This window comes from Caulobacter sp. FWC2 (assembly GCF_002742625.1).
In the GTDB taxonomy this organism is placed as follows: domain Bacteria; phylum Pseudomonadota; class Alphaproteobacteria; order Caulobacterales; family Caulobacteraceae; genus Caulobacter.
The window spans coordinates 2,950,584-2,971,751 of the sequence record NZ_PEBF01000001.1; the positions used below are offsets into that span (position 1 = coordinate 2,950,584).

Sequence of the window (21,168 nt, forward strand, 5' to 3'; positions counted from 1 at the left end):
CTCAGCGCCCCCAGGTCCAGAGCGGCGTCACGCGGCCAAGGACGCATCGGCGTGACAGCGGCCCGAAGTATCGCCCGTCGAGGCTGCGTGGCGCGGAGTTGAGGAGGAAAATCTCGTCCGGACCCAGGCGTCGGCAAAGCACCGATGGTGTCAGCCTGCGGCCAAGAAGATCACGCCTCAGAGCGATCCCGACGTCGACGCCATCGATCGTCACCACGCCCGATTGGATACAGACGGCCTGCCCTTCGACCGCGGCAATGCGTTTGATCAGGGGGACATTGAGCGGCAAGTAGTGGCGTGACGCCATCCATCGAGCGAGCGGGGGCGGTGGCCGAACGAGCGCCAAGTCGCCCACTCGGGGCGGGCGCGTTCCATGCCAATAGAACCCGACAGGCGCGCTGCTGGTGGCGTTATACACCAAGCGTGGGCCGGGCCGCATCACCAAGGGCGCTAGGACAAGCGCGCAGCCGACTGCAGCCGCTGCGATAACGCGGGATCGGGCAGTCATCGTGCCAACTTCCGGCGCAGAAGCCAGGCGCGATGGCGCGTCCGATCATAGGCTCGCGGCGGCAAACCCACACCGAGCCGAGCACCGACATGACGCCAGTAGTCCGGCGCGACGGCGCTCGCGATTACCCCGAGCCGCTCGACCACGTCGATCACTTCCAGGACGGCTTGGACCCTCGCCCAGCCGCCGAGATTCAGCAGAATCTCGGCGCCCGGCGCGACGAAGGGATAGGTGGTGAACGCCTCGCCCGGCCTGACAGCGCGCAGGATGGCGATACGGGACTCGACGGTGCCGTACTCGCCGTTGCGCCAGCGCACGAAGCAAAACACCGCGCCCGGCGCGAACTCGACGATGCGGCGGCGGCGATCGACGATGCGCTCGCCTGCGCTGTGGCCAAACCGGATCCAACGTTCAATCTGGCCGTCCAGCCATAGGAGGTCGACCTGGGTGTTCATCGCCCGGTCTCCTCGCCGCGCGTGACCGGCGCGATAAAGGCCGGCGCGGAGGCGGCGTGGCGCTTGGCCGGCGATACGACCTGAGCATTGGGATCGCTGGTTGAGGTGCGCGCGCCGCGCTCCGACCAAGCCTGCAGATCGTCGAGCGTGTAGACAACGCGCCCGCCGATCTTGCGATAGATCGGGCCCGTCCCATACGAGCGATGCTTCTCCAGAGTACGGTCGGACAGGCCCAGAAAGCGGGCCGCTTCCGGTGTTCTGAGATGCCGCGGAGGACCCGCGGCGCCGTTGGTGGTCATGGCGTATCCTCGGCGACGCTCGGATACGGCCGGCGTCATTCGGATAGGCTGGCGGATGAACGGCGCCCTGGGGGATGACGAACACAGCCTCCCCTGTTTTCGTCACCCCTTCAGGCGTTCAGAGACCGCCGCGCAAGAGTTTGAGATAGCCGCCGCTCATCAACGCCCTCCCCGCCTGAACCAGCCGAATGGTCGATGCCCTGACGGACGCGGTCTTCCACGCGCCCTCTTCCACCCTGCGTGTCCCGAACACGTGCTCGGCAATTGTCCGATAGCTGTCGCCTGCCAGGGCGCGGTCCAACGCGACAAGGCACCGGTCGAGGCGCGAGCGTTGCGCGCCCGTCAGGTGGGATTTCGGCGGCGGACGGCCAGCCGACAAACGTTCCAAGGCGTCGATGGCGCGCACCCGAAGACCCAAGTGCTCATCGTAGGAGAGCGCAACGATCAGCGGACCTTCAAGTGATCCGCCGCCTCGAACGAGAACCTGCAGCCCCCAATCGGTCCGAAGGTGAAGACCATCATCAGCGTGAACACGTCGCCCGTTGGGCAGCGATCGCGGTCCGGCGCCGACGGTATCGCCCAGCCTGACTTCGAGTGGCAGCACTACGCCTGGAGCGACTTCCGGCAACCAAAATACTTGGGCTTCCTCAGCGATGAGCGCCGGGTCTGCCGCGAAACGCAGACCCCACCTCCTATCGATCGGCGCGAGCGGTTCGAGCCCTTCCCGCCGCCAAGACGCATAGGCGGAGCGATAGTCCGGGTTTCGTCGCAGGAATTCCCAGGCCAATGCCGGCGCGGAGAACCAATGTCTCGCGCCTCCGCCCCAGCTATTGCCGGGCGGCTGTCCTGCTCCCGACGAGACAACGGACAAGGCCATGCTTCCATGGCGCCAGACAGTTCATCGGTGCGCACAGCTAAGCCATAGAAAATTGTCTGCACTGACGCTGCGTGGAGGCATCTCGGCAGGGTTTCAGACAACGCGGTGAGATTCACCGCGCTCCGCTTGCTTTTTCACTGCACCTAAACTGGCAGAGTTTAGGCGGGCTTGAAACGAAGCGTTATGGCGAGGACCTCGTCGATCCACTCCAACTCTTCGGTCGTCAAACCAGATAGGCGCTGAACGATCCCCACAAGTGGATCCTCCCGCCCGTCTTTGATAGCGAACTCACCGACGCCGAATAGATCGCGCAAAGGCATATCGAAGACGGCGGCCAACCTAACGAGAGTTTCGAAAGTGGGCGCGTTGCTGCCGGCTTCCAAACTTTGCACTGTTCCAGGCTGACGATCGATCCTCTCGGCGAGCTGGGATTGAGTCAGCCCAAGCCGCTTGCGGTGATGTTTCACCACAGCGCCAAGCTGTTCCTCCACTTTCGCCATAAGCTCTGAAGCCCATCCGTTGCCCGCAACGGATGTTCAGCTAGGGCAATGAAACCACACAGACGCTCAAAACATATCTTTTCTGATTTTCTATCTTTCAAACTTGGTATTCACGTACGAATCTGTGGGCGATCGTAGTTCGGACTATCACCGTGGACGTGACCTCACCGCCTGCCCCGCCCCACCGCGCGCTCGTCGACTCGCTGGAACAGCTCTTCAAGCGGCACGACCGCTGGTTCCGGCCGATGATGCGTCGTCGTCACGGCGACGCGGCCGCGGAAGATCTGGTGCACGAGAGCTACCTGCGCGCGGCGCCCTATGCGGCGGCTGGGACGCTGCGGCATCCCGAGGCCCTGCTAATCCGGATCGCCGAGAACCTCGCGTCGAACATGCGGCGAGATCGCTATCGCGAGGTCACCCATGACCTTGGCGAAACCGCGCTCGAGAAGCTCGCATCGCCAGCGACCCAGGACCACGCGGTGACATTCAAACAGATCGTGCTGGCCCTCCCGACGGAGTTGCGCGATGTTTTCATGCTCAACCATGTGCACGGCATGACGTACGAGGAGATCGCCGTCCATTTGGGAATTCCGCGGACGACGGTGCACCATCGGATGCGTAAGGCCCTGGAGAAGACCTCGAAAGCGATGCGGGACTAAGGCGGAAGCTCGACATGATCGATGACCGACGACAGGCCCTCCGCCGGGAAAAAGAAGCGGCTGCCTGGTTTACGGTGCTCAACGACGCGGCCGGCGAAGTCGAGAACGAAGACCTCGAAAAGTTCGACAAATGGATCCAGCGCGACGGCAATCGCGCCGCCTATCGGCGAATCGAGGACATCAGCAGCACCGCGAGCGGCCTTCGAGACGACCCGGAGCTGCAAGCTGCGGCGCGCGAAGCCTTTGCTCGACCCAGGCCCAAGCGCTCTACTGCATCGCGCTTCAGCCTGCGCGATACCCGTCTCTGGGGCGGGGTGGCGTTCGCCGGGGCGGTGGCCGCGGCGCTTGTGGTGTTGGTCGGCGGCCAAGCCAAGACTTACCAGACCGAGGTCGGTGGGCGCCTGACCGCGCACCTCGACGACGGATCTACCGTACAATTGAACACCGACACGCGGCTGAGCGTCAGGTTTACCCACGGCGCGCGCCAGCTCGAACTGGTCAAGGGCCAAGCGTTTTTCGACGTCGCCCATGACGCAAATCGTCCGTTCCTCGTCACGGCCGGACCCATGGAAGTGCGCGCTGTCGGCACGCGCTTCGATGTGCGGCACGATGGCCCCGGCGCTTCCGTGGTTCTGGCTCAAGGCCAAGTCCGCGTGCGGGGCGACGCCCCGAACGCCGCTTGGACGCTCTCGCCGGGACAAGGCCTCGTTCTGCAGCCGGGCGGCAAGGCGCATCCTGAGCGCGTCGATGTCGCGAGCCTGACGGGATGGACCAACAACGTCATCACCTTCCAGGACGTGAAGCTGATCGACGCGGTGGCGGAGATGAACCGCTACGCGCGCAGCAAGATCACGCTGGCGCCAGGGGTCCCCAGCCAAGCCAAGATGAACGGATTATTTTCGCCAGGCGAGCAACGCGAGTTCGTCGACGCCGCGGTCGCGAGCTTCAATCTGGAGGCTGTGCACAAACCCGACGGCGGCGTGGAACTACGGCCACGCTCTGGCGCTTGATGACATAATTATTTCGCGGACCCGCTACCAACGGTCCGCCCCTCGCGTGTCTCCACCCGAAAGCACGCCGGTTCAAAGCGCATCATAAGGATCGCGGCCGGCGTCTCCCGGGGGTTTGTATGAGTCGGTTTTCCAAGCGTTTGTTGATCAGTTCGGCGTTGACGGTGCTCATGTTCGGCTCGGCGCAGGCGTCTTACGCTGCGCCGCCGTCGGCGACCGAACAGCGTAAGACCTTCTCGATCCCCTCCGGACCGCTGAACAACGCGCTGCTACGGCTGGCTCAGCAAGGCGGCGTGCGCATCATGTTCCCCAGCGCGCTAGTCGCCGGACGCTCGGCGGCGGCGATCAACGGCCAAATGTCTGTAAATGAAGCGCTCGATCGGTTGCTCGCGGGCACTGACCTTGAGGCCCAGCAGCCACGCCCCGGCATCATCACCTTGCGGGCTCGATCGGTGCCGACGCCGCGCAAGCGCGCCTCCGTGACGGGTGTCGCCGCGCGGGAGGCGGCCGAACCGCTCAGAACGCAGCCGGCGGCGGACAATCAGGAGGTCACTGCGGTGGATGAGGTTGTCGTCGGCAGCCACATTCGAGGCGTCAAGGACGGCCCTTCTCCGGTCATCGTCCTGGGTCGTGAGGATATCGACCGCGGTGGCTATGCGACCGTGGCCGACGCCCTGACGAGCCTGCCCCAAGCCTTCGGCGGTACGACGGCCGATGACGTGCTGATGGTGGGATCCGATCCAACCAACACAAACAGCGGCTTCTCCACGGCCGTGAACCTGCGCGGCCTCGGCGCAGACGCGACGCTGGTCCTGATCAACGGTCGCCGGATGGCCGGTGCGGGCCTGATGGGCGACTTCGCCGATGTGTCGATGATCCCGCTCTCGGCCGTGGCTCGCATCGAAGTGCTGACCGATGGCGCCTCGGCGCTCTATGGCTCGGACGCTGTCGGCGGCGTGGTCAATGTGGTGATGCGAGATCGCTTCGACGGCGTCGAGACCCGTGCGCGCATCGGCGGTTCGACCCACGGCGACCTTGGCCAATACCAAGTCGCTCAGACCTTTGGCAAAAGCTGGGCCAGCGGTTCCGTGCTGCTGTCTGCGGAGTTTCAGCGACGCAATAGCCTGGCCGCTTCTGCTCGCGACTATACCGCCAACGTCGATCTACGCCCGCTCGGCGGCACCGATCACCGGCTATTCTACAGCCAGCCAGGCACCGTGCTGACAGTCGATCCGGTCACCTTCTCTCTGGTGCCAAGCTACGCGATACCGTCTGGCCAGGATGGGACGCACCTCACGCCCTCCAGCTTTTTGCCAGGGCAGAAGAACCTCGCGAACTATCGCGAAGGGAGCGACATCCTGCCGACCCAGGAGCGGGGCAGCGTTTATCTCGCTGCATCTCAGGATATCGGGCGCCACGTCACGCTGAACGCGGAGGTGCGCTATAGCGACCGTCGCTTTTCCACCACCGGCTATGCGCCGCTGGCGGCCCTGACCGTCACAAGCAAGAACCCCTACTTCGTGTCGCCGAATGGCGCGTCGAGCAACTACATCGCCTACTCGTTCGCCAACGACACCGGCGGCACAACGTCGGCGGGCGAGGTGCAGAGCCGCAGCCTGACCCTGGGCGCCAAGGTCGATCTTCCAGCGACTTGGCGGCTCGACGTCTATGGGCTGCACGCCGAGGAACTGGGGTCCTATCGCGCATCCGGCTTGCTGAACTCGACCTTCCTGAATGAGGCCCTCGGCAGCACCGCCGATAATCCGGCAACCGCCTACAGCGCGCCGCGAGATGGCTATTTCAACCCGTACATCGGGACCGGGCGCAACAACGCCACGGTGCTGGCCTTCGTCACCCAGGCCTATCAGCTGACCCAAACGGTGGGTCGGCTTGATGCGGCGAGCGTATCGGCAGACGGCCCGCTTTGGCGGCTGCCGGCCGGCGCGATCCGGCTCGCGGTCGGGGCGCAGGTGCGCACCGAGGGGTTGAAGAACACCGGCTGGGCCTGGTCGTCGGGGCTGACGGCCTACCGCACCACGCTACGTCGAGGCGACCGGACGGTCGGCTCGCTTTACGCCGAGCTACGGGCGCCGTTGTTCGGTGACGCCTACCGACTCCCCGGCCTTGAGAGGCTCGAACTGTCAGCGGCAGTCCGAACCGAGCACTACGAGGGGGGCCTCAAAAGCACGGTTCCAAAGTTCGGCGTGATCTGGTCCCCGCTCACCGACTGGACGGTGAAGGGCACCTATGGGCGCTCGTTCAGAGCCCCGTCCCTGGGCGAACTGAACGATGCTCAAAAGGCCTCGCCGACCAACCTGACGGTCAATGGCGCCAATGTCCTGACGCTGCTGCTCATTGGCGGCAATCCCAATCTGCGCCCGGAAACGGCGACCTCCTGGTCGGCTGGCCTAGAGTATGCGCCCGCCGCCCACCCCGAGCTTCGGGTCGCCGCCACGCTGTTCGACACCAAGTTCCAGCAACGCATCGGCCAGCCGGCGCTCAACAACCTCTCGACCGTCCTGACAGCCAGCGACCTGGCGCCGTTCCGTCAGTTCATCAACCCGGCCAGCAACGCCGCCGACCTGGCGTTGGTGCAGTCTTACCTGCAGCTGAGCACTTCGGCATCGGCTTCGCTCTACCCGCCGCAGGCCTACAACGCGATCGCCGACGCCCGCTATGTCAACACAGGGACGTTTGCGGTGCGTGGTCTTGACCTCACCGGGAGCTATCGGCTGACGGCCCACAACGACCCCGTCGTTCTCAGCGGAAATCTCTCCTGGCTGATGTCTTACTCGCGCCAGATCACCACCGCGGCGCAAAAGACCGAACTGGTTGGGACGGCGGAAAACCCGGCCGACCTGCGGGTACGGGCTTCGGCGGCCTGGACGCATGGCGACCTGACCAGCACGCTTTCGCTCAACCACACCGGAGACCTCTACACGAGCGCCGGGCTGCGCCTCCCGAGCCAGACCACCGCCGACCTGCAACTGCAATATGTGTCGCCGGCCAAGGACGGACCGCTGCGCGGCCTGAACCTGGCGCTGACCGTCCAGAACCTCTTCGATAACAACCCGCCCTTCTATGACTCGCCCCAGGCCGTGGGTTTCGACGCCGCCAACTACGACGTCATGGGGCGCGTCGTGGCGCTGCAACTGACCAAGACCTGGTAGCGCGCTCCGCCCCACCCATCACACCAGAGGATTTAAAGCCATGCGAGTTTTCGCAGGGGTGGCGCTTGCCTGCGCGCTCACCGCCACCCAGGCCGCCGCCGAGCGTCCTTTCACCATCGAGGACCAGTTATCCATCCAGGACTTTGGGCGGGTCGCCTTTTCCCCGGACGGACGCTGGTTGGTCGCTGAGCGATACGGGCGCTGGAAAGACGCCCCTACGTTCGATCACGAGTTTCTCGATCATCAGACCAGCAGCCGGATCTTCGTCACCGACCTGAGCACGGACGGCCCACCGCGTCCGCTGCTCGCCGAGGACCGGAAAGCCGGCGATACATTCGGCGCCTTCTCGCCGGATGGCGCGCGGGTCTTGGTCTTTCGGCAAAAGGGACACCGGCGGGAGATGGGCGTGGCTGCCCTGGCGACCGGGGCCGTGATGTGGTCGGGGTTGACCGCCGACCCGGAGGTTTGGTCTGCTCAGGTGCGCTGGCGAAACACCCATCAGGTCGTCCTGATAGCTCGCGCGCCGGACGCGCCGTCCATACTTCTTGGCGCCGGCTGGCAAACCCAGGCGCGCACCCAGGAGGCGTGGGCGGCCATGGGCCGAGGCGAATATTCGGGTGTGACGCTTGGCGCAGCCCGGTACGCCGGCTTGAACCCGCCGCCACCCGACTACAGCCTCACTCTGTTTGACATCACGACCGGGCGGTCCCGCGTTCTGGCCGTCGGCGCCTTCTTCGAAATGCTGATCTCGCCCGATGGCAGGACCGTCGCTGTCAGCCAGGAGGGCGAGCTGACGCAGCCCGACGCTTCCCTTCCGGTGGTGCGCTTTTCCAGTCCCCACCGTCGGCGGCGCCTTACCCTGGTTGACCTCGACACCGGCGCGGTGAAGCGGCCCTGCCCCCAGTGTGATCTGGCTCCGGGGACCTGGGCCTGGTCTCCGGACGGGAAGACGCTGGTGGCGGCGGCGCGCGATCGCCCGGGCTTCGACGCCTCATACGGCTACTGGCGCTTCGACGCCCGAGGCGCGGCGGCTGCGCTGGCGCCTGAGCTGCGGGTCAATCTGGTGGTGGGCGGCGGCATTTCGAACCTGACAGGGCAAGTCGCCTGGTTGGGCGGTGACCCGATCATCCTGGCGAAGGCCGAGGGCGGGCAACGTCCTGATTGGTGGAAGATAACGGCTCATGGTCCGGCAAATCTCACAGGGGCCTTCAGCCCGCCCCAGGGTCGGGCCCTGGCCTTCGACAGCCATGGCGTCCTCCTCAACAGCGCGTCCGGGCTCGTACGCCTGTCGCCCGATGGGCGCGCCCGCGTTCTCGTCCCCCCGTCGATCGCCTGGCAGTCCGCCCGGACTCTCCCCGGCGCGTCCTCCGACCAGATCATCGGAAAATTCGAGGACGGTGGTCGGGTCATGACGCCTGACGGGCGGATGCAGTCGGCCGCTGCGGTTCCGACAAGCGCGCGGCTGATGGCGACGTCTCGCAACGGCTATGTCGCCGCGATCGTCAAGGACGCCCACGGGCTCAAGACCCTGACGGTCTATCGGCCCAAGGCCGCGCCGCGTCCGCTGCTGACCATCAACCGCGAGCTCGCCGACGTCGCCTTCGCCCAGCCCGTGCCGATCCATCATGAGGGCGCGCGTGGCGCCGCGTTGACGAGCTGGCTCTACCTGCCTCCCGAGCACAAGATCGGCGATGATCGGCCCTTGATCATCGTCCCCTATGCCGGCGACCGTTACGACCAGCCGCTAGGCCGGTTCGAGCCAGGGTCGGTCTCCCCGCTGACAAATGTCCAGCTGATGGTGGCCAAGGGCTATGCGGTCCTTGTTCCGAGCCTGCCGGTCGGCCTGGACGACGAGCCGTCGGCGGGTCTGGCCGACGCGATCTTGGCGGTCGTCGACGCCGCTCACGCCCAGCACCCGGAGTTCTCACCCAACCGGCTGGCGGTCTGGGGTCATAGCTACGGTGGCTGGACGACGCTGATGGCTGGTGCGCAGTCCCCACGCTTCAAGGCCTTGATCGCGTCGGCTCCGACGACGGACTTGGTCACCATGCACAGCAGCCTGCGGCTGGCCAGCTTTGCGGTTCCTGAAGTTTACATGACCTTGACCGGCATGCAGGGCTGGGCCGAGGGCGGTCAGGGCAGAATGGGCGGTCCGCCTTGGGCGGCGCTCGACCGCTATGTTCGAAACAGCCCGTTGCTCCAGGCCGACAAGATCACCGCGCCGGTGATGTTGATCTATGGGGACATGGATTTCGACCCGACCCAGGTGGCGGCCATGTTCGAGAGTCTGTCGCGGCAGGGCAAAGACGTCCAACTGCTTTTCTACCGCGGCGAAGGCCATGTCGTGGTCAATCCGGCGAACCTGCGCGACCTCCATCAGCGTGCGTTCGCATTCCTGGCTGACGCGTTAGGCCCGGTCGCGCCACCCTCAACACCGAAGGTCGGCGGCGGCGGCGTGGCAGCGTCGCCGGCGATACGACCCTCCCAATGACGCACCCAGGCCTCCAGGGCGGCCGCCGTCAGGATTTCCCGGGAGGCGTCTTTCCAGACAATGGCTTCGGGCTCGAGCGCGGCGGCCAACTCGAGCCCATCGACCAGACCGCGCGCCGCCAAACGGCCGCCAAGCAGGAAGTCGCGAAGGAAAGGACCGCTGGCGGCCAGGCAACGGTTGAGATGGACGCTAATCTCACCCTTGGACCGCCGTTCGACGACCAAACTCGGCAGACGGTCGGCGAAGGCCTCTCGGGCAAAACTGCGCTCTCGTTCTCCAGCGCTGAGGACAGGCGCAGGGATTGCAAGGCAGACTTCGACGACCGGCTGAGCGAGCAAGGGATGGACAATCCTGGCTCTCTCGCCCCGGCCCGTCGCGCCGTTGGCCGTCAGGTTGGAGACCAGCGCCCGGATCTGCCGCCGCTTGGCCACTGGCACCCCAAGGGTGTCGGCGACCCAAGGGTGGGACGGTCCGGCTCGGCGAACCTGCTCGGCCTCCTTCCGCAGGAGCTGTCCTTCAATCGATAAGGCCGAAGCTCGTCCGGTCAGCGCCTCCAACGATAGGCTCCAGATCGAACGCCGGGTTCGCCGAGCCACCTCCTCCAGACGCTGCAGGCGCGATCCCTCGCACGGCTCCCCGCGCAGGAGATCCGCCGCCAAAGCGCTCGCGGCCACTTGATAGAAGACCGTGTCGCCCCCGTGACCGGTGAACAGCGCCTTGGCGTCGGCTGCCACCAAGGCCTCGATCAGACCCGCATCGTAGGTCGCATCCAGAGCATTGAAGTTGGGGCGGGCATCCCTGCCGCTGACGTCGAGGATCGCGGCGTCAAAGGCGAAGGGCGTGCGGCGGACCGTGCGCAATGGCACGCCGATACGGTCGGCGACCGCTTGAGCATAGCGACGCTCGTCAGCTTCAGGCTGGTCGCCATAGAAGTTGACGGTGGCCGTCGGCCCAAGCCCCTGGGCGGCCAGGCTGGTGGCGACGATAGCCGAGTCCAGGCCGCCGGAAATCTCGCAGACCATCCGGTCCGGACCGTCCGCCAGAGCCGCCACACAGCCATCGACAGTTCGACGAAGGTCGGCACGGCTGGGCCACGGCCTGCCCCGCCCGCCCCGGACGACGGTGGCCGGGCTCCAGAGAACGACTTTGTCCCGCAGATCAGGACCGTGCAGCGCCACGCCCGGATCCACCTGGGTTAGGCCCGTTAGTGGCGGCGGACCGATGGTCGCGCTGATCGGATCGGCGATGATCTGGGCGACCCGAGGCCAGTCGATGGCCAGTCCTACCGGACCGGCCCGGCCGACAATCGGGCGCGAACTGACGACGGTGACGTCATCGCGCCGCCAGACCAGAACTTCGAACCCACCGGACGGATCGCGAAGGATCGTCGGACCGGCCTTGGAATGACCGATCCAGACGCCGAGATAAGTCCCCCAGGCGCGTTGGATCAGCCGCTCGCACCCCTCAAGGGGATCAATCTCAGCCATCCCGACGAGATTGGCGGTAGCAACCGCGCCCGCCGCCGTCGCCGCCCGGTCAAACACGCGGCCGACAAGGACGCCGGCCACTCCGGCGCGCCCCACAAGCGGCGTCACGCGCGGCGGGACCCGACTTTCGGTCAAAACAGCCAGACGAAACGATTGATGGGCCAGCGTCCAGCCGCCGCCGACCGTCAGCGCTTCCAGCATTTCTTCGAACGCCAAGGAGGCGGCGCCAGGGGGGTGGGTGAGGACGACGTAGCCCATGGCTAGCGCACCATGATCGGGTGGTAGGCGACGAGACGTTCAGCCTCATCATCAAGCGCCAAGTCCCCGACCTGCAGCCAGCAGTGCGCCGCGAATGGCCAGGTTCGCACCCCGAAGATCCAGTCCACCTCATGCCCCAGCGACGTCAAATAGTTGCGCAGGAGGTGGCTGCGAAAAAGACAGGCTCCATCGAAAGGCAACCAGGGCTGCAGCTGGCGGAAGGCGTCGAGATCGGCCAACAGGGTCGTGCCGGCGTCAGGGGTTTTGCGCGCGGACAAAGGCGGAAGGCGGTCGGCGAAGGGCCGACGTTCCGCGGCGCGACTGGCAAAACCAGCCGATATCGCCTTGAGCCAGTGGCCAGCCTTGGGCCGTCGTCGTTGGCTCGGATCCAGAGTCTCGATGACCGCGCGCGCCGTCCTTCGGGGAACCATGGCCGACGACGCGGGCTCGGACGTCGGCGCCGTCGCCGCAAGGCCGGCGCCAACCAGATCGTCCGCCAGCCCCTCGGACGCCGCCTTCAGCGCCCGTCCCTCCAGGCTCAGCACGGACCCGATCCCCGGCAAGCAGAAATAGGCGTTGCTGGCGACGTCGAGGAAGACGGCGTCGTCGTCGATCATCACAGCATGCACGCCGGCGCTCAGCCAGTATCCCATCGGCTCCTCCTGAAAACCCGTCCCCGCCTGTGTGAGGGAGCCACCACAAAGCCGCTGCCCTGCGGTGGCCGGAACATCGTGACGCGTCGCCGCGTCTATGCCGGGTCGTATCGGACGATGCTGATGTCTTCCAACAGAAGGCCCACCAACGCCCCGCGGGTGAGCCTGTGCGCGTCGCCCAGGCGGATCAGTCGAAATGAAGAAATCACCGGCAGTCTCCTTGCTGGTCCACAACCGCAGATCGCGGCGCGGACAAGGAGGCGGCGGGGCGAACATATATTCAAACCTATATTTGCGGCGTCCGCCCGCCGGCCCGGCAGTCAGTCCGGCATGTAGTAGCCGGGCAGGAAATCTTCCTTCATCAGGCCCACGAACTCGCCCTTGGTCAGGCGGTGGGCGTCGCCGATCAGGATCAGGCGGAGCTTGTTGGTCATCGGATCGTCCTCTCAGGACCTTGGCCGCATCTCTGCGGCGTGGTTGACGAAAGCGGCGGCGTGGCGGTGGCCTGAGCCGGCCGTCACGCCGCCGTCGGCGTGGTCAGCCCTGGGTCTCGCGGGCGAGCGGGTTGATGCCTTCCGGCTCGCCGACTTGGGCGCCCTGGGTCAGGCGGTGAGCGTCGCCGACGCGGATCAAGCGCTGGCGCGCCACGGTGCTCTTCTTGGACATGGTCTTCATCCTCTGAGACGCTGCTGATCGCAGCCTCTCAATGACGCGACCTTCGATGGCTATATTCAAATCTATATTCGGGGAGATTTGATAAGGCCCAGGGCCACGGCCAAGATGCGGCCGCTATGGGCTGCACGGCGCGCGAAATGGCGGCGGACGGCGCGCGCCAAGGCGACCTTGCCGGCGCTCCAGGCGACGGCCGGGCCGTCGCGTTCCGCGGCCGCGCCCAGAAGCTCATGTTCGGCGACAGACATCGGGGCCAACTGCGCCTGGACGCGAGCGCTGGCCCGCGCCAAGGCCTGGTTCGGCGCGGCCTGCGCGGCGGTGAGGGGATCGGCGAGATCGAACGCGGCGAGATCCATGCCCGGGGAAAGGGCCGCAGCCGCCGCCAGGACGCCGGCGAGATCGTAGAGTTCCGCGATTTGGGCTGGGTCGTGAAGCAAGGCGGCGTAGCCGTGTGGGGTTCTGACGATCAACTCCTCACCAGCCAGTCGCGCCAAGACTTCACGCACGGGTGTCGGACTCACGCCGAGCTCCTCGGCCAACCCGCTGATCGGCAGAGCCGCGCCCTGCATCGGACCCGCTTGCGCCAAGCGACGGCGCAGGGTCTCAAGCGTTCGGTCGAAGGGATCGCGATCGCGCACCAAGCCAGGCTCCTGAACGGCCTGATATGCTGAGCGCGGAGACGCGAGCCGTCGAGGCCGGGGGCCCGGCAAGCGGCGAACGACGCTGAGTTCGAGGTCAGACCGACTCCCAACGCGGCCGATTGGGCCAAGAGGTGCGATTTGCCGCCGGTCCAACGCCGAAACCTTGCCGGTTCTGGCGCAAGGGCACGCCTCGCCGGGAACGCGCGGTCAACTATTGCGGGTGAAATGCTCCGAGTCCGGCATTTCTCGCGCGCCATACATTCTCACGGTTGCACTTGAGAGGGGTCTTCGGTGATCATCTGGAAGTTGTTTAGCTCGGAGCGTGCGTATGCTCGGCTCGCCGTCTGCGCCGCTCGCGCGCCAGGCCCGTCTGCTCTCCCAAACCTTGAAGCTGGTTAAGGACGAGCGGCGCATGACCTCGCTCGAGGTCGCCTTCAAAATGGGCATTGCGCTGCGAACCTATCAGGACTTCGAGAAGGGCAAGGGCGACTTCGACCTCTGGAAGATCCGACGTTTCGCCAAGGCCACGCGCAGTGACGCGATCGGCATCGTCCTGGCGGTGATGTACGGCAATCCGAAGATCGCCATCGTCGTGATGCGCAGCAAGTTCCTGATGACGGGGTGGCTTGGCTTCAATGAGTTGTGGCGAACGCTGGGCGACCGGATCCATCTGATCCCGGCCGCCCAGGTCCTGTTGGGAATGCGCAAGACGGGTGAACACTTGCAGCAGTTTCTGGACCGTCGCGCCGCCTCGTTCGAGCACTGGTTGGAGACGTCCCTGGACGAGCTTTACGAGGATCCCGGTGAGGCTGACGAAGACCGTTGAGGGACGCGCCCCCCTAACGCGCTAGCCAGGCGGCGCGGGGACGGCCGGCGGCGGATCGGCGCGCCGGATCCACACGAGCGGCAGGACGCCATCCTCGGCGGCCATGATCCGGCCGCTGACCGGCTCGGGCCAGGTGGGATCGTCGAGCTTGAGGCTGAGCACCGCGCCACTGGTGTCGCTGACGCGCCAGGCCGCGCCGCACTCCTGGTCGCGAACCTGGGCGATGTAGTCGGGGGCCTTGGGCGAGAACTTCTCGGCCGGGGTCAGGGTGACGGTGACGTCGAGGCCCAGCGTGGCGATACGCCCGGTGAAGCCATCGCCCTCGCGACGGAAGTGGCCGATGGTGGTCATGGAACATCCTTGCGGCTGAAGGACCCGCCCAGAGGGGGCGCCGGTTGGCCCGTCTGGCGGCGGCTCGAGGTCCAGCTGGGGGGAGTTGAGCTGGTCGGTCGAGCCGCCGCCTCGCCGCGTTCCGGGGGGGACGGGAGCGCGGCGACGGCGCGGGTGCGAAATGGACGCCTGGGCGGGCGGTTGGAAGCGTCCTCGCGAGACCCGCCCCACCGTTCTGATCCGCAAAAATCGGTGCCTCAAGAGGCCCGGACGGGCCGTCGTACAAAGACAGTACATGGCGTAGAAACGGCGGGTCCGGCTCTGTCCCGACCCGCCGCCGTCATCCCAAAATTGAAGGCGCGCGCCGCGCCCGCCCCGCCGGATCGGCGGGGCGGGCTGGCCGCCTTAGTCCTCCTTGTGGCCGTTGCTGCGCGACCAGACCAGGGTGTGGACGTGCTCGATCACCACCAGGGCGGCGTTGATCGCGGCGCCGAACGACGGGTCGTCCAGGCGGACCGACAGGTAGTCGTTGTTGTCCTTGCTGACCTTCTTCCAGGCCGCGCCCAGATCGGCGTTGCCGGCCGTGACCCGGTAGTCGGGGCTCTTGTCGCTGGACTTGTCGGTGACCGGGCGGAACTGGACCTTCTTGAGATTGATGGCCAGGGTGTGGATGGCGCCCGTGTACGAGCCGTCAGCATTGAGGGTGAAGGTGCCGATGGTAGCCATGGTGGTCTCTCCGATCTGAACCGGGCCGCGCCGATCGCGGCCTCGATGGCGATCGCTGGACCGGGGTCTAAAGTCCGCCCCGCAGGGCGCGCCCTGCCCCCGCCTCTTGGTGTTTGGGGGCGCGCTCCCGGAGCCTTGGCGGAGGACCGAAGGCGTTGAAGTTTCTTGTCTCGCGAGGAATGGGGCGTGCGCCCCAGGGGAAGAAAGTCCAAGGCCAAGGTTGCGGGGACGGACCGGTCCCCGGTCAGATCAGGCCAGAAGAGGACGCGGTCGACGCGCCCGGCTCTAGATCTCCTGGAGAGATCACCTGGCTGCCGGCGGCGCGTTCATCGGAAGACTGACGGCTCGTACACGGGCGTCGTCCGCGCCCTGGCCTCTAGCTCAAGGGTCCAGGCCCGCCCGGTCATCGACAAGCCTGGCGACTAGGGCCCCGACTGCCAGGTCGCGGCCATCAACGCCGACCCAGCGCGGCCTGGAAGGGGTCAGCAAGGACAACAACGACGATCTGTCGGTCCGCCCTGGGCGCTCCGTCGTTCGGGGACGCGATCAACGCCGCCCTGGTGGTGATCGACGGTGTCCACACCTTGGTCTGGTCGCGCGGCAACGGCCACACGGCGGACCAAGGCGGCCAGCCCGTCCGCCGATCCGGCGTGGGTGGGCGCGGCGCGCGCCTCCTCCGGCGCCATGGCGCCGGGCCTTAGGGTGGAGGTCGGGGCGAACCGGTCTATAGGGCCGCCATGACCGCCCTTGCCCTCCTCGCCGGCGCCGTGATCGCCTGCACCGCGCCCACCGTCCACGACGGCGACACCTTGCGCTGTGGCCAAGACCGCATCCGGCTGTTTGGGGTCGATGCGCCGGAAGTGCGGCGCGGATCAGCGGCAGCCGAGCCCTTGGCCTATGAAGCTCGTGACCTCCTGGCGAAGCTAACGCGCGGCCGGGTCGGCTGCCGGGTGGTGGCCCAGGACCGTTATGGGCGTTCGGTGGCCCGCTGCTGGTCCAGCGCCAGCCCCGACATCAACGCCGCCATGATCCGCTCGGGACTGACCACCGAATGGCGCGCCTACAGCAAGGGCGCCTACGCCGCCGCGCAGGACGAGGCCCGCGCGGCCGGGCGCGGGTTCTGGGCGCCCGGCGCCCCGGCCCGCCGCGCGCGATAAGCCACGACGGCGCGCGCTCAGACACAGAAGCGCGGCCGATCCCAAAGGATCGGCCGCGCCCGGACCAAGGTGACGGGCGGCCCGGGGGCCGCCCGTCAGGTTCAGCCCGCCACGGGCAGCAGGGCCTCGACCTCGTCGGCTTCGGCCTCGGACAGCGCCGCCTCGGGCTGATCGGCATCGCCCAAGGTCGCCAGCGGCTCGGCCTCGTCCGTCAGAGGCTCGGCCGGGTCGAGCGACGTCGCGGCAATCGCCTCGGCCTCAGCCTCGGCGCCGTCCGCTTCGGTCTCGACAAAGGCCGCGCCGCCCTCCTCGTCCCCGTCCACCATGGCCGGATCAGGCTCCGACGCTTCAGGCTCGGACGCCTCGGGCTTGACCGTGCGCAGCACGGCCGGGAGCCAGCCCGCCTCGACCAACAGCGGCTCTGCGATCGCGACCATGTCGGGCTTCTTGAGGCCCGTGAGGCGCGCCGCTGCTTCGCCCGACACCCCGTCGCCGACGGCGGCGACGATCTGGGCCTTGGTCACCCGGTCCAGGTAGCGCATGGCGGTGGGCTTCCAGTAGGCGCGCATGTCGAGGTCCAGAGCCGTGGCCAGGGTCTCGACATGGGCCAGGACCGTCGCGGGGCGCCGCTCCCAGGACTTCACACCGTCGAGCGTCAGGCTCACGCAGTGGGCCAGGAGGCTGTCGCGCCTGTCGCCATCCAGCCCGACGACGAAGTCCCAGAAGTCCTCGGTCCGGGTCGGCATTTGACGCGCCCAGAGCCGATGACGCTCGGCGATGGCCAGTCCCGCCGGGCTGTCCTCGATGCCCTCGCCGAATTGGTTGAGGTCGCGCGAGCCCCAGCGGATGTCGAGGCAGGTCGCCGCGCTCCCCATGCCGAACACCCGGCTGACCAAGGCGTGGACCAAGGCCACCTGAGCCAGATCGGGGTTCTGGGCCAGGGCGTCGCGCAAGGCGGCGCTGCGATGGGCGGTCAGCTCGGCGATCACCCGATCGGGCAAGGGCGCGGCCGGATCACCTGCGGGGTCCTCGGTCTCGCCAACGGTTTCGACGTCGCCGCCTTCGCGCCCCTCGTCGTCATCGCCTTCGTCATGCTCGTCGCCGGGGCCAAACGGGGCGCGCGCGCCTTCGCCCTCGGCCTCGGCCTCGGCTTCAAGCTCCGGTTCCGGCTCGGGCGTGGGCTCATCCTCGGGGCGCACGAACCCCCGGTCGATCCTGGCCTCGCCATAGGGGGTCAGGACCACCAGAACCCCGGCGCGGGCCTTTTCTTCCGGAGTGTGGCCGTAGTCGTCGCCATAGGCCTCCAACTCGGCTTGGATGGCCTCGATCCGGGCGGCGACCTCGGGCGGCGGCGGGTCGATGTCGGCCCATTGGTCGGTCAGGGCCGCTTCCTCGGCTTGCAGGGCGGCGATGGCCTGCGCCGCCTCGGGCGTCCGCGTCAGCGCGTGTTCCCAGATGCGGGAACAGCCGTGACCGTGCGGGAAGGCAAGATGGGCGGAAGCCCATTTCCAGCCCTCGCGCTCGCGGATGTCCTGGGCCATGGCCACGAGCTTTTCGCCGACGAGACGGTCCAGCAAGACCACATCCTCGAGCCACCCCTCGTTGTCCGGGGTGAAGAGATCGCGCAAGACCGGCCCGCCCGCCGCGACATAGGCGTCCAGTCCGACGAACCGCACGCGGGTGTCGTCGGCGGCGACCTTGGTGTCGGTCATCGCCCGGCGGATGGCCTGGGGCTGGCGATTACCGGCCGGAAGCTGGGCGTAGACCTGCATCTGCCGCTCGGGATCGGGATTGACCGCGAAGGCCATGACCTGATCGAGGGTCAGGGCTTCCTCGCGATAGAGGTCGAGCAGCGCGGGGGCGACGGCGCCCAGACGCAGGCGTTGACGGACGATCTCGGGCTTGACCCCGAACCGCGCACCGATTTCCTCGGCCCCGTAGCCCTTCCGTTCGGCGAGGTCCTTGAAGGCTTCGAACTGGTCGGCCGGGTGCATCGGTTCGCGACTTAGGTTTTCATCCATCGACACCTCGGCGGGGTCGTTGGTCGTATCGACCACGCACCGCACCGGCGCGCCCTTGGCCAGGGCCTTGCGCTTGGCCAGCAGACGCAAGGCTTGGCGACGGCCTTCTCCGGCGCTGACGAGATAGTAGCCGGTCTCGCGACCGTCCTTGACCTCGGGCTCGACGACGAGCGGCTGAAGGACACCCTTGTAGGTGATCGAGGCCGCGCGGGACTCGATCACCTGGGCGCTGTGGCCGACGCGCCGGACGTTCTTGGGCGAGGCTTTCAGCTTGTTGAGCGGGATATCCCGCACCTCGCCGTACTGGACGATGATGGGGCCGGAAGACGCGGCCTTAGGGGCCGCTGGGGTTTGCTGGGTCGTCATGATCTGCCTCCTTGGGGGCTGGGGTGCAGGCGCAAGGCGCGCCTGAACCCTTGCCCGTCGGCGAGACCGGGGGTGCAAACGGAGGGGCGTCTTCGCGGGGACCCGGCTGCAGGGCGTCCTCTTCCAACCGCCAGGCCCTGCCCGCCTCGCCCGAAGCTGGGCGGAAGACGATCCGAAGTGCGCCGGGGGCGGAGCCCCAAGCCACGGGCCGCGGTAGCGGCCTATCAAGGACAGCGCGCGCAGCGACCGGCGCAACGCTGGACCCGTTGGACTTCGCGATCCTCGCGAGAACGAACCTGGAGCCGGCCGTCGCAGAGATGGACCCTCGCGCCGTCCTGCGATCTTGACCTGGGCGGCCTCCGGGGCCTTGGTGCGCCGATGAGCGACGCGTCCGACATCGACGAGCAGGCCTGGCGAGCGGCCTTGACCCTGGCCCTGGTCGAGAAGGGTTTTCGCAACTCGGGGCTGGAGGAGCTTCACACCGGCGTTTCCCCGGCTACGGCCGTGGGCGACTACAGCGATGTGAAGGTCATCACCCCCTATGGCGAGATCGCCTGGGCCGATGTCGCGCGGCTCGACGATGCGGAAATGAAGGCGCTGATGATAGAGGTGGTCGATCGGGTCTTCACGATCCTGCGCCATCCCGAGCCGTTCTTGGCGCCGATGGCGGCGCAACATTGGAACAGGCCGAGCCCCGACCCGGCCATGATGGACCAGGTCGCCCGGTACGAGGCGCGCCAGCGCGGAATGGCCGAGGCCGAGGTTTGGAAGACTTGGCCGCTGGACGATGGCCCGCGACGCCCGCCGCTTCGCAACGAGCACCGCGTCGCTCAAACGCCGATCGCCCCCCCGACCGAGACGGACGAGAGACACGCTCCGCCATCGGTCCCGCCATCGGTCGAGGTCACACCCGACAGCCTGCGCGCGCTCGCCGAAGCGCCGATCGCTGACCCGGCCTGGATCGCGAAGGCCCGCCAGGCGCTGGCGGCGGCTGCCGAGGGGTGGGAACGCGCCGAACTGCGGATCCTCGACGAGATCGAGGTGGGGACCTACGGCCAGGACTGAGCGACGCGCCTTACGACGAGAGACATCGCGATCGGCGCGGCCGCCGCGAAGATGGCCCTCGCACCCGGCCCAGAGTCGATTTCACTGCAATTGCGCCGGTGCCCGTCCGCAAAGTTCCGCAACCCTTCGCTCGACCGACGCGGCCTTGTTGAAGACGTCGACGGCGTTCTGCGAGAACCAACTTTCGGTGACGATCGGGCTGTCGGTAAGGCTGGCCGTCTGGAACTGCGCGGCGCGCCGTTCGGCCACGACGATCATGGTGCTCTGCAGGTTGAAGACCGCCGTGGCGAGGATCGGATCGTCGAACTCAGACAGTTTGAGCTCGCCCAACACCTTCATGGAAAGCGTCAGAGGCCCGTGCTCTTGCAGCGCCACGAAGGCCTTGAGACTGAGTCTTGCCTTCGACGGCCCGTTGGACCGCCTGGAACGTCTGCAGGACCCACCGCGCCGTGGAGGCGGCGTTTTCATAAGTCCGGGTCTTGGACGCGATGGCTTGGCGCGTGATGAACCGCTCCTGCAGCCAGGCGGCGGCAAAGACAGCCGCCGCGGCGAAGACGGCTTGCGCCCAGGCCGCGACCGTGGCGCCGAATAGGCTGTTGTCCTTGGCCGTGGCGCCACCGAGGAAATAGCCGGCGATCGCGACGACGATCATCAGCACCAGAACGGGGCGAGACAGCTTGACCATGACCGGAGCTTGGCCGAACGCCGTTCGCAAATCCAGCGTGGTCCCGCCCAAGTCTGACCACGTCGCCTAGGCGATGCGTTCAGCCGAGCTTAGCGAGCAAGGCTTCACAGCGGGGTTTGAGCCCCCCGAGACTGGGATGTCCCTGGAGCCAGGCCCCGAAAGCGAGGATTTCCGCCTCCTGAGGCGCGGACCAGCCCTCGCCATGGACCATCGCGCTATAGAGGTTCTGGATCTGGCGACGAGGATCCGGAGCGCTGGCGTAACCGCGAAGCAGGCGGCGGGCCGTAGTGAGCGCCTCAGCGCGGGTCGTCT

At 67.1% G+C, this 21,168-nt stretch carries 21 protein-coding genes; 7 read left to right on the forward strand and 14 right to left on the reverse strand.

The features are described 5' to 3' along the window. Window position 1: 1 nt before the first annotated feature. The 5 genes from CSW62_RS14115 to CSW62_RS14135 all read right to left on the reverse strand — a co-directional run bounded on the left by CSW62_RS14115 (window position 2) and on the right by CSW62_RS14135 (window position 2,639). Window positions 2-508: a S26 family signal peptidase gene (locus CSW62_RS14115; protein WP_099578807.1), complete on the reverse strand. Its 507-nt coding sequence runs from the start codon at window positions 506-508 to the stop codon at window positions 2-4. Continuing rightward, window positions 505-963: a DUF2840 domain-containing protein gene (locus tag CSW62_RS14120; RefSeq protein ID WP_099578809.1), complete on the reverse strand. Its 459-nt coding sequence runs from the start codon at window positions 961-963 to the stop codon at window positions 505-507. The genes CSW62_RS14115 and CSW62_RS14120 overlap by 4 nt, the downstream gene beginning before the upstream one ends. Then, window positions 960-1,262, reverse strand: coding sequence for an AlpA family transcriptional regulator (locus CSW62_RS14125; protein ID WP_099578810.1), 303 nt, complete (start codon window positions 1,260-1,262; stop codon window positions 960-962). Before CSW62_RS14125 ends, CSW62_RS14120 begins: the two co-directional genes overlap by 4 nt. A gap of 118 nt (window positions 1,263-1,380) precedes the next feature. Further along, entirely contained in the window at window positions 1,381-2,139 is a 759-nt protein-coding gene (locus CSW62_RS14130; RefSeq protein WP_099578812.1) for a DUF2285 domain-containing protein, read from the reverse strand. A 158-nt stretch (window positions 2,140-2,297) separates the two neighbouring features. Then, entirely contained in the window at window positions 2,298-2,639 is a 342-nt protein-coding gene (locus CSW62_RS14135) for a helix-turn-helix domain-containing protein (RefSeq protein ID WP_099578814.1), read from the reverse strand. 152 nt (window positions 2,640-2,791) lie between these two features. On the opposite strand from CSW62_RS14135, the gene CSW62_RS14140 reads away from it, so the two are divergent. From CSW62_RS14140 to CSW62_RS14155, 4 genes are all read left to right on the forward strand, one after another. After that, the gene (locus tag CSW62_RS14140) at window positions 2,792-3,298 is read left to right on the forward strand and encodes an RNA polymerase sigma factor (RefSeq protein WP_099578816.1); all 507 of its coding nucleotides are present in this window, start codon (window positions 2,792-2,794) and stop codon (window positions 3,296-3,298) included. A 14-nt stretch (window positions 3,299-3,312) separates the two neighbouring features. Next, window positions 3,313-4,308 (forward strand): FecR domain-containing protein, encoded by a 996-nt coding sequence (locus tag CSW62_RS14145; protein ID WP_099578818.1) that lies wholly within the window; start codon window positions 3,313-3,315, stop codon window positions 4,306-4,308. A 119-nt stretch (window positions 4,309-4,427) separates the two neighbouring features. Continuing rightward, a complete protein-coding gene (locus CSW62_RS14150; RefSeq protein ID WP_099578820.1) occupies window positions 4,428-7,478 on the forward strand; it encodes a TonB-dependent receptor in 3,051 nt (1,016 codons plus the stop codon). 40 nt (window positions 7,479-7,518) lie between these two features. Continuing rightward, complete coding sequence (locus tag CSW62_RS14155; RefSeq protein WP_143324401.1) at window positions 7,519-9,969, forward strand: prolyl oligopeptidase family serine peptidase; 2,451 nt, start codon at window positions 7,519-7,521, stop codon at window positions 9,967-9,969. On the opposite strand, the gene CSW62_RS14160 is transcribed toward CSW62_RS14155, so the two are convergent. The 4 genes from CSW62_RS14160 to CSW62_RS14170 all read right to left on the reverse strand — a co-directional run bounded on the left by CSW62_RS14160 (window position 9,855) and on the right by CSW62_RS14170 (window position 13,677). Further along, window positions 9,855-11,714, reverse strand: a complete 1,860-nt coding sequence (locus CSW62_RS14160; RefSeq protein ID WP_099578824.1) for a lasso peptide isopeptide bond-forming cyclase — start codon at window positions 11,712-11,714, stop codon at window positions 9,855-9,857. The two genes, CSW62_RS14155 and CSW62_RS14160, sit on opposite strands and share 115 nt — an antisense overlap. Window positions 11,715-11,716: 2 nt before the next feature. Beyond that, complete coding sequence (locus CSW62_RS14165) at window positions 11,717-12,367, reverse strand: lasso peptide biosynthesis B2 protein (protein WP_099578826.1); 651 nt, start codon at window positions 12,365-12,367, stop codon at window positions 11,717-11,719. Between the two features lie 537 nt (window positions 12,368-12,904). After that, entirely contained in the window at window positions 12,905-13,033 is a 129-nt protein-coding gene (locus CSW62_RS27265) for a hypothetical protein (protein WP_255408352.1), read from the reverse strand. A gap of 71 nt (window positions 13,034-13,104) precedes the next feature. Beyond that, complete coding sequence (locus tag CSW62_RS14170; RefSeq protein WP_143324402.1) at window positions 13,105-13,677, reverse strand: GntR family transcriptional regulator; 573 nt, start codon at window positions 13,675-13,677, stop codon at window positions 13,105-13,107. A gap of 331 nt (window positions 13,678-14,008) precedes the next feature. Between CSW62_RS14170 and CSW62_RS14175 the strand changes: the two genes are divergently transcribed. Continuing rightward, window positions 14,009-14,506 carry a helix-turn-helix transcriptional regulator gene (locus CSW62_RS14175; protein WP_099578830.1) on the forward strand — a complete coding sequence of 166 codons (498 nt, stop codon included), beginning with the start codon at window positions 14,009-14,011 and terminating at the stop codon, window positions 14,504-14,506. A gap of 21 nt (window positions 14,507-14,527) precedes the next feature. Here CSW62_RS14175 and CSW62_RS14180 read toward each other — a convergent pair whose 3' ends face one another. After that, window positions 14,528-14,857 (reverse strand): DUF736 domain-containing protein, encoded by a 330-nt coding sequence (locus CSW62_RS14180; RefSeq protein WP_099578832.1) that lies wholly within the window; start codon window positions 14,855-14,857, stop codon window positions 14,528-14,530. Between the two features lie 384 nt (window positions 14,858-15,241). Next, window positions 15,242-15,562: a DUF736 domain-containing protein gene (locus CSW62_RS14185; RefSeq protein ID WP_099578834.1), complete on the reverse strand. Its 321-nt coding sequence runs from the start codon at window positions 15,560-15,562 to the stop codon at window positions 15,242-15,244. A gap of 737 nt (window positions 15,563-16,299) precedes the next feature. Between CSW62_RS14185 and CSW62_RS14190 the strand changes: the two genes are divergently transcribed. Continuing rightward, the gene (locus CSW62_RS14190) at window positions 16,300-16,719 is read left to right on the forward strand and encodes a thermonuclease family protein (protein WP_099578836.1); all 420 of its coding nucleotides are present in this window, start codon (window positions 16,300-16,302) and stop codon (window positions 16,717-16,719) included. A gap of 101 nt (window positions 16,720-16,820) precedes the next feature. On the opposite strand, the gene CSW62_RS14195 is transcribed toward CSW62_RS14190, so the two are convergent. After that, the gene (locus tag CSW62_RS14195; protein WP_099578838.1) at window positions 16,821-19,106 is read right to left on the reverse strand and encodes a ParB/RepB/Spo0J family partition protein; all 2,286 of its coding nucleotides are present in this window, start codon (window positions 19,104-19,106) and stop codon (window positions 16,821-16,823) included. 378 nt (window positions 19,107-19,484) lie between these two features. On the opposite strand from CSW62_RS14195, the gene CSW62_RS26590 reads away from it, so the two are divergent. Next, window positions 19,485-20,171 carry a hypothetical protein gene (locus CSW62_RS26590; RefSeq protein WP_199170602.1) on the forward strand — a complete coding sequence of 229 codons (687 nt, stop codon included), beginning with the start codon at window positions 19,485-19,487 and terminating at the stop codon, window positions 20,169-20,171. Between the two features lie 81 nt (window positions 20,172-20,252). Here CSW62_RS26590 and CSW62_RS14205 read toward each other — a convergent pair whose 3' ends face one another. Both CSW62_RS14205 and CSW62_RS14210 read right to left on the reverse strand, forming a co-directional pair. Beyond that, window positions 20,253-20,510: a hypothetical protein gene (locus CSW62_RS14205; protein WP_143324403.1), complete on the reverse strand. Its 258-nt coding sequence runs from the start codon at window positions 20,508-20,510 to the stop codon at window positions 20,253-20,255. Further along, window positions 20,479-20,856 (reverse strand): hypothetical protein, encoded by a 378-nt coding sequence (locus CSW62_RS14210; protein WP_099578842.1) that lies wholly within the window; start codon window positions 20,854-20,856, stop codon window positions 20,479-20,481. Before CSW62_RS14210 ends, CSW62_RS14205 begins: the two co-directional genes overlap by 32 nt. Window positions 20,857-21,168 lie beyond the last annotated feature (312 nt).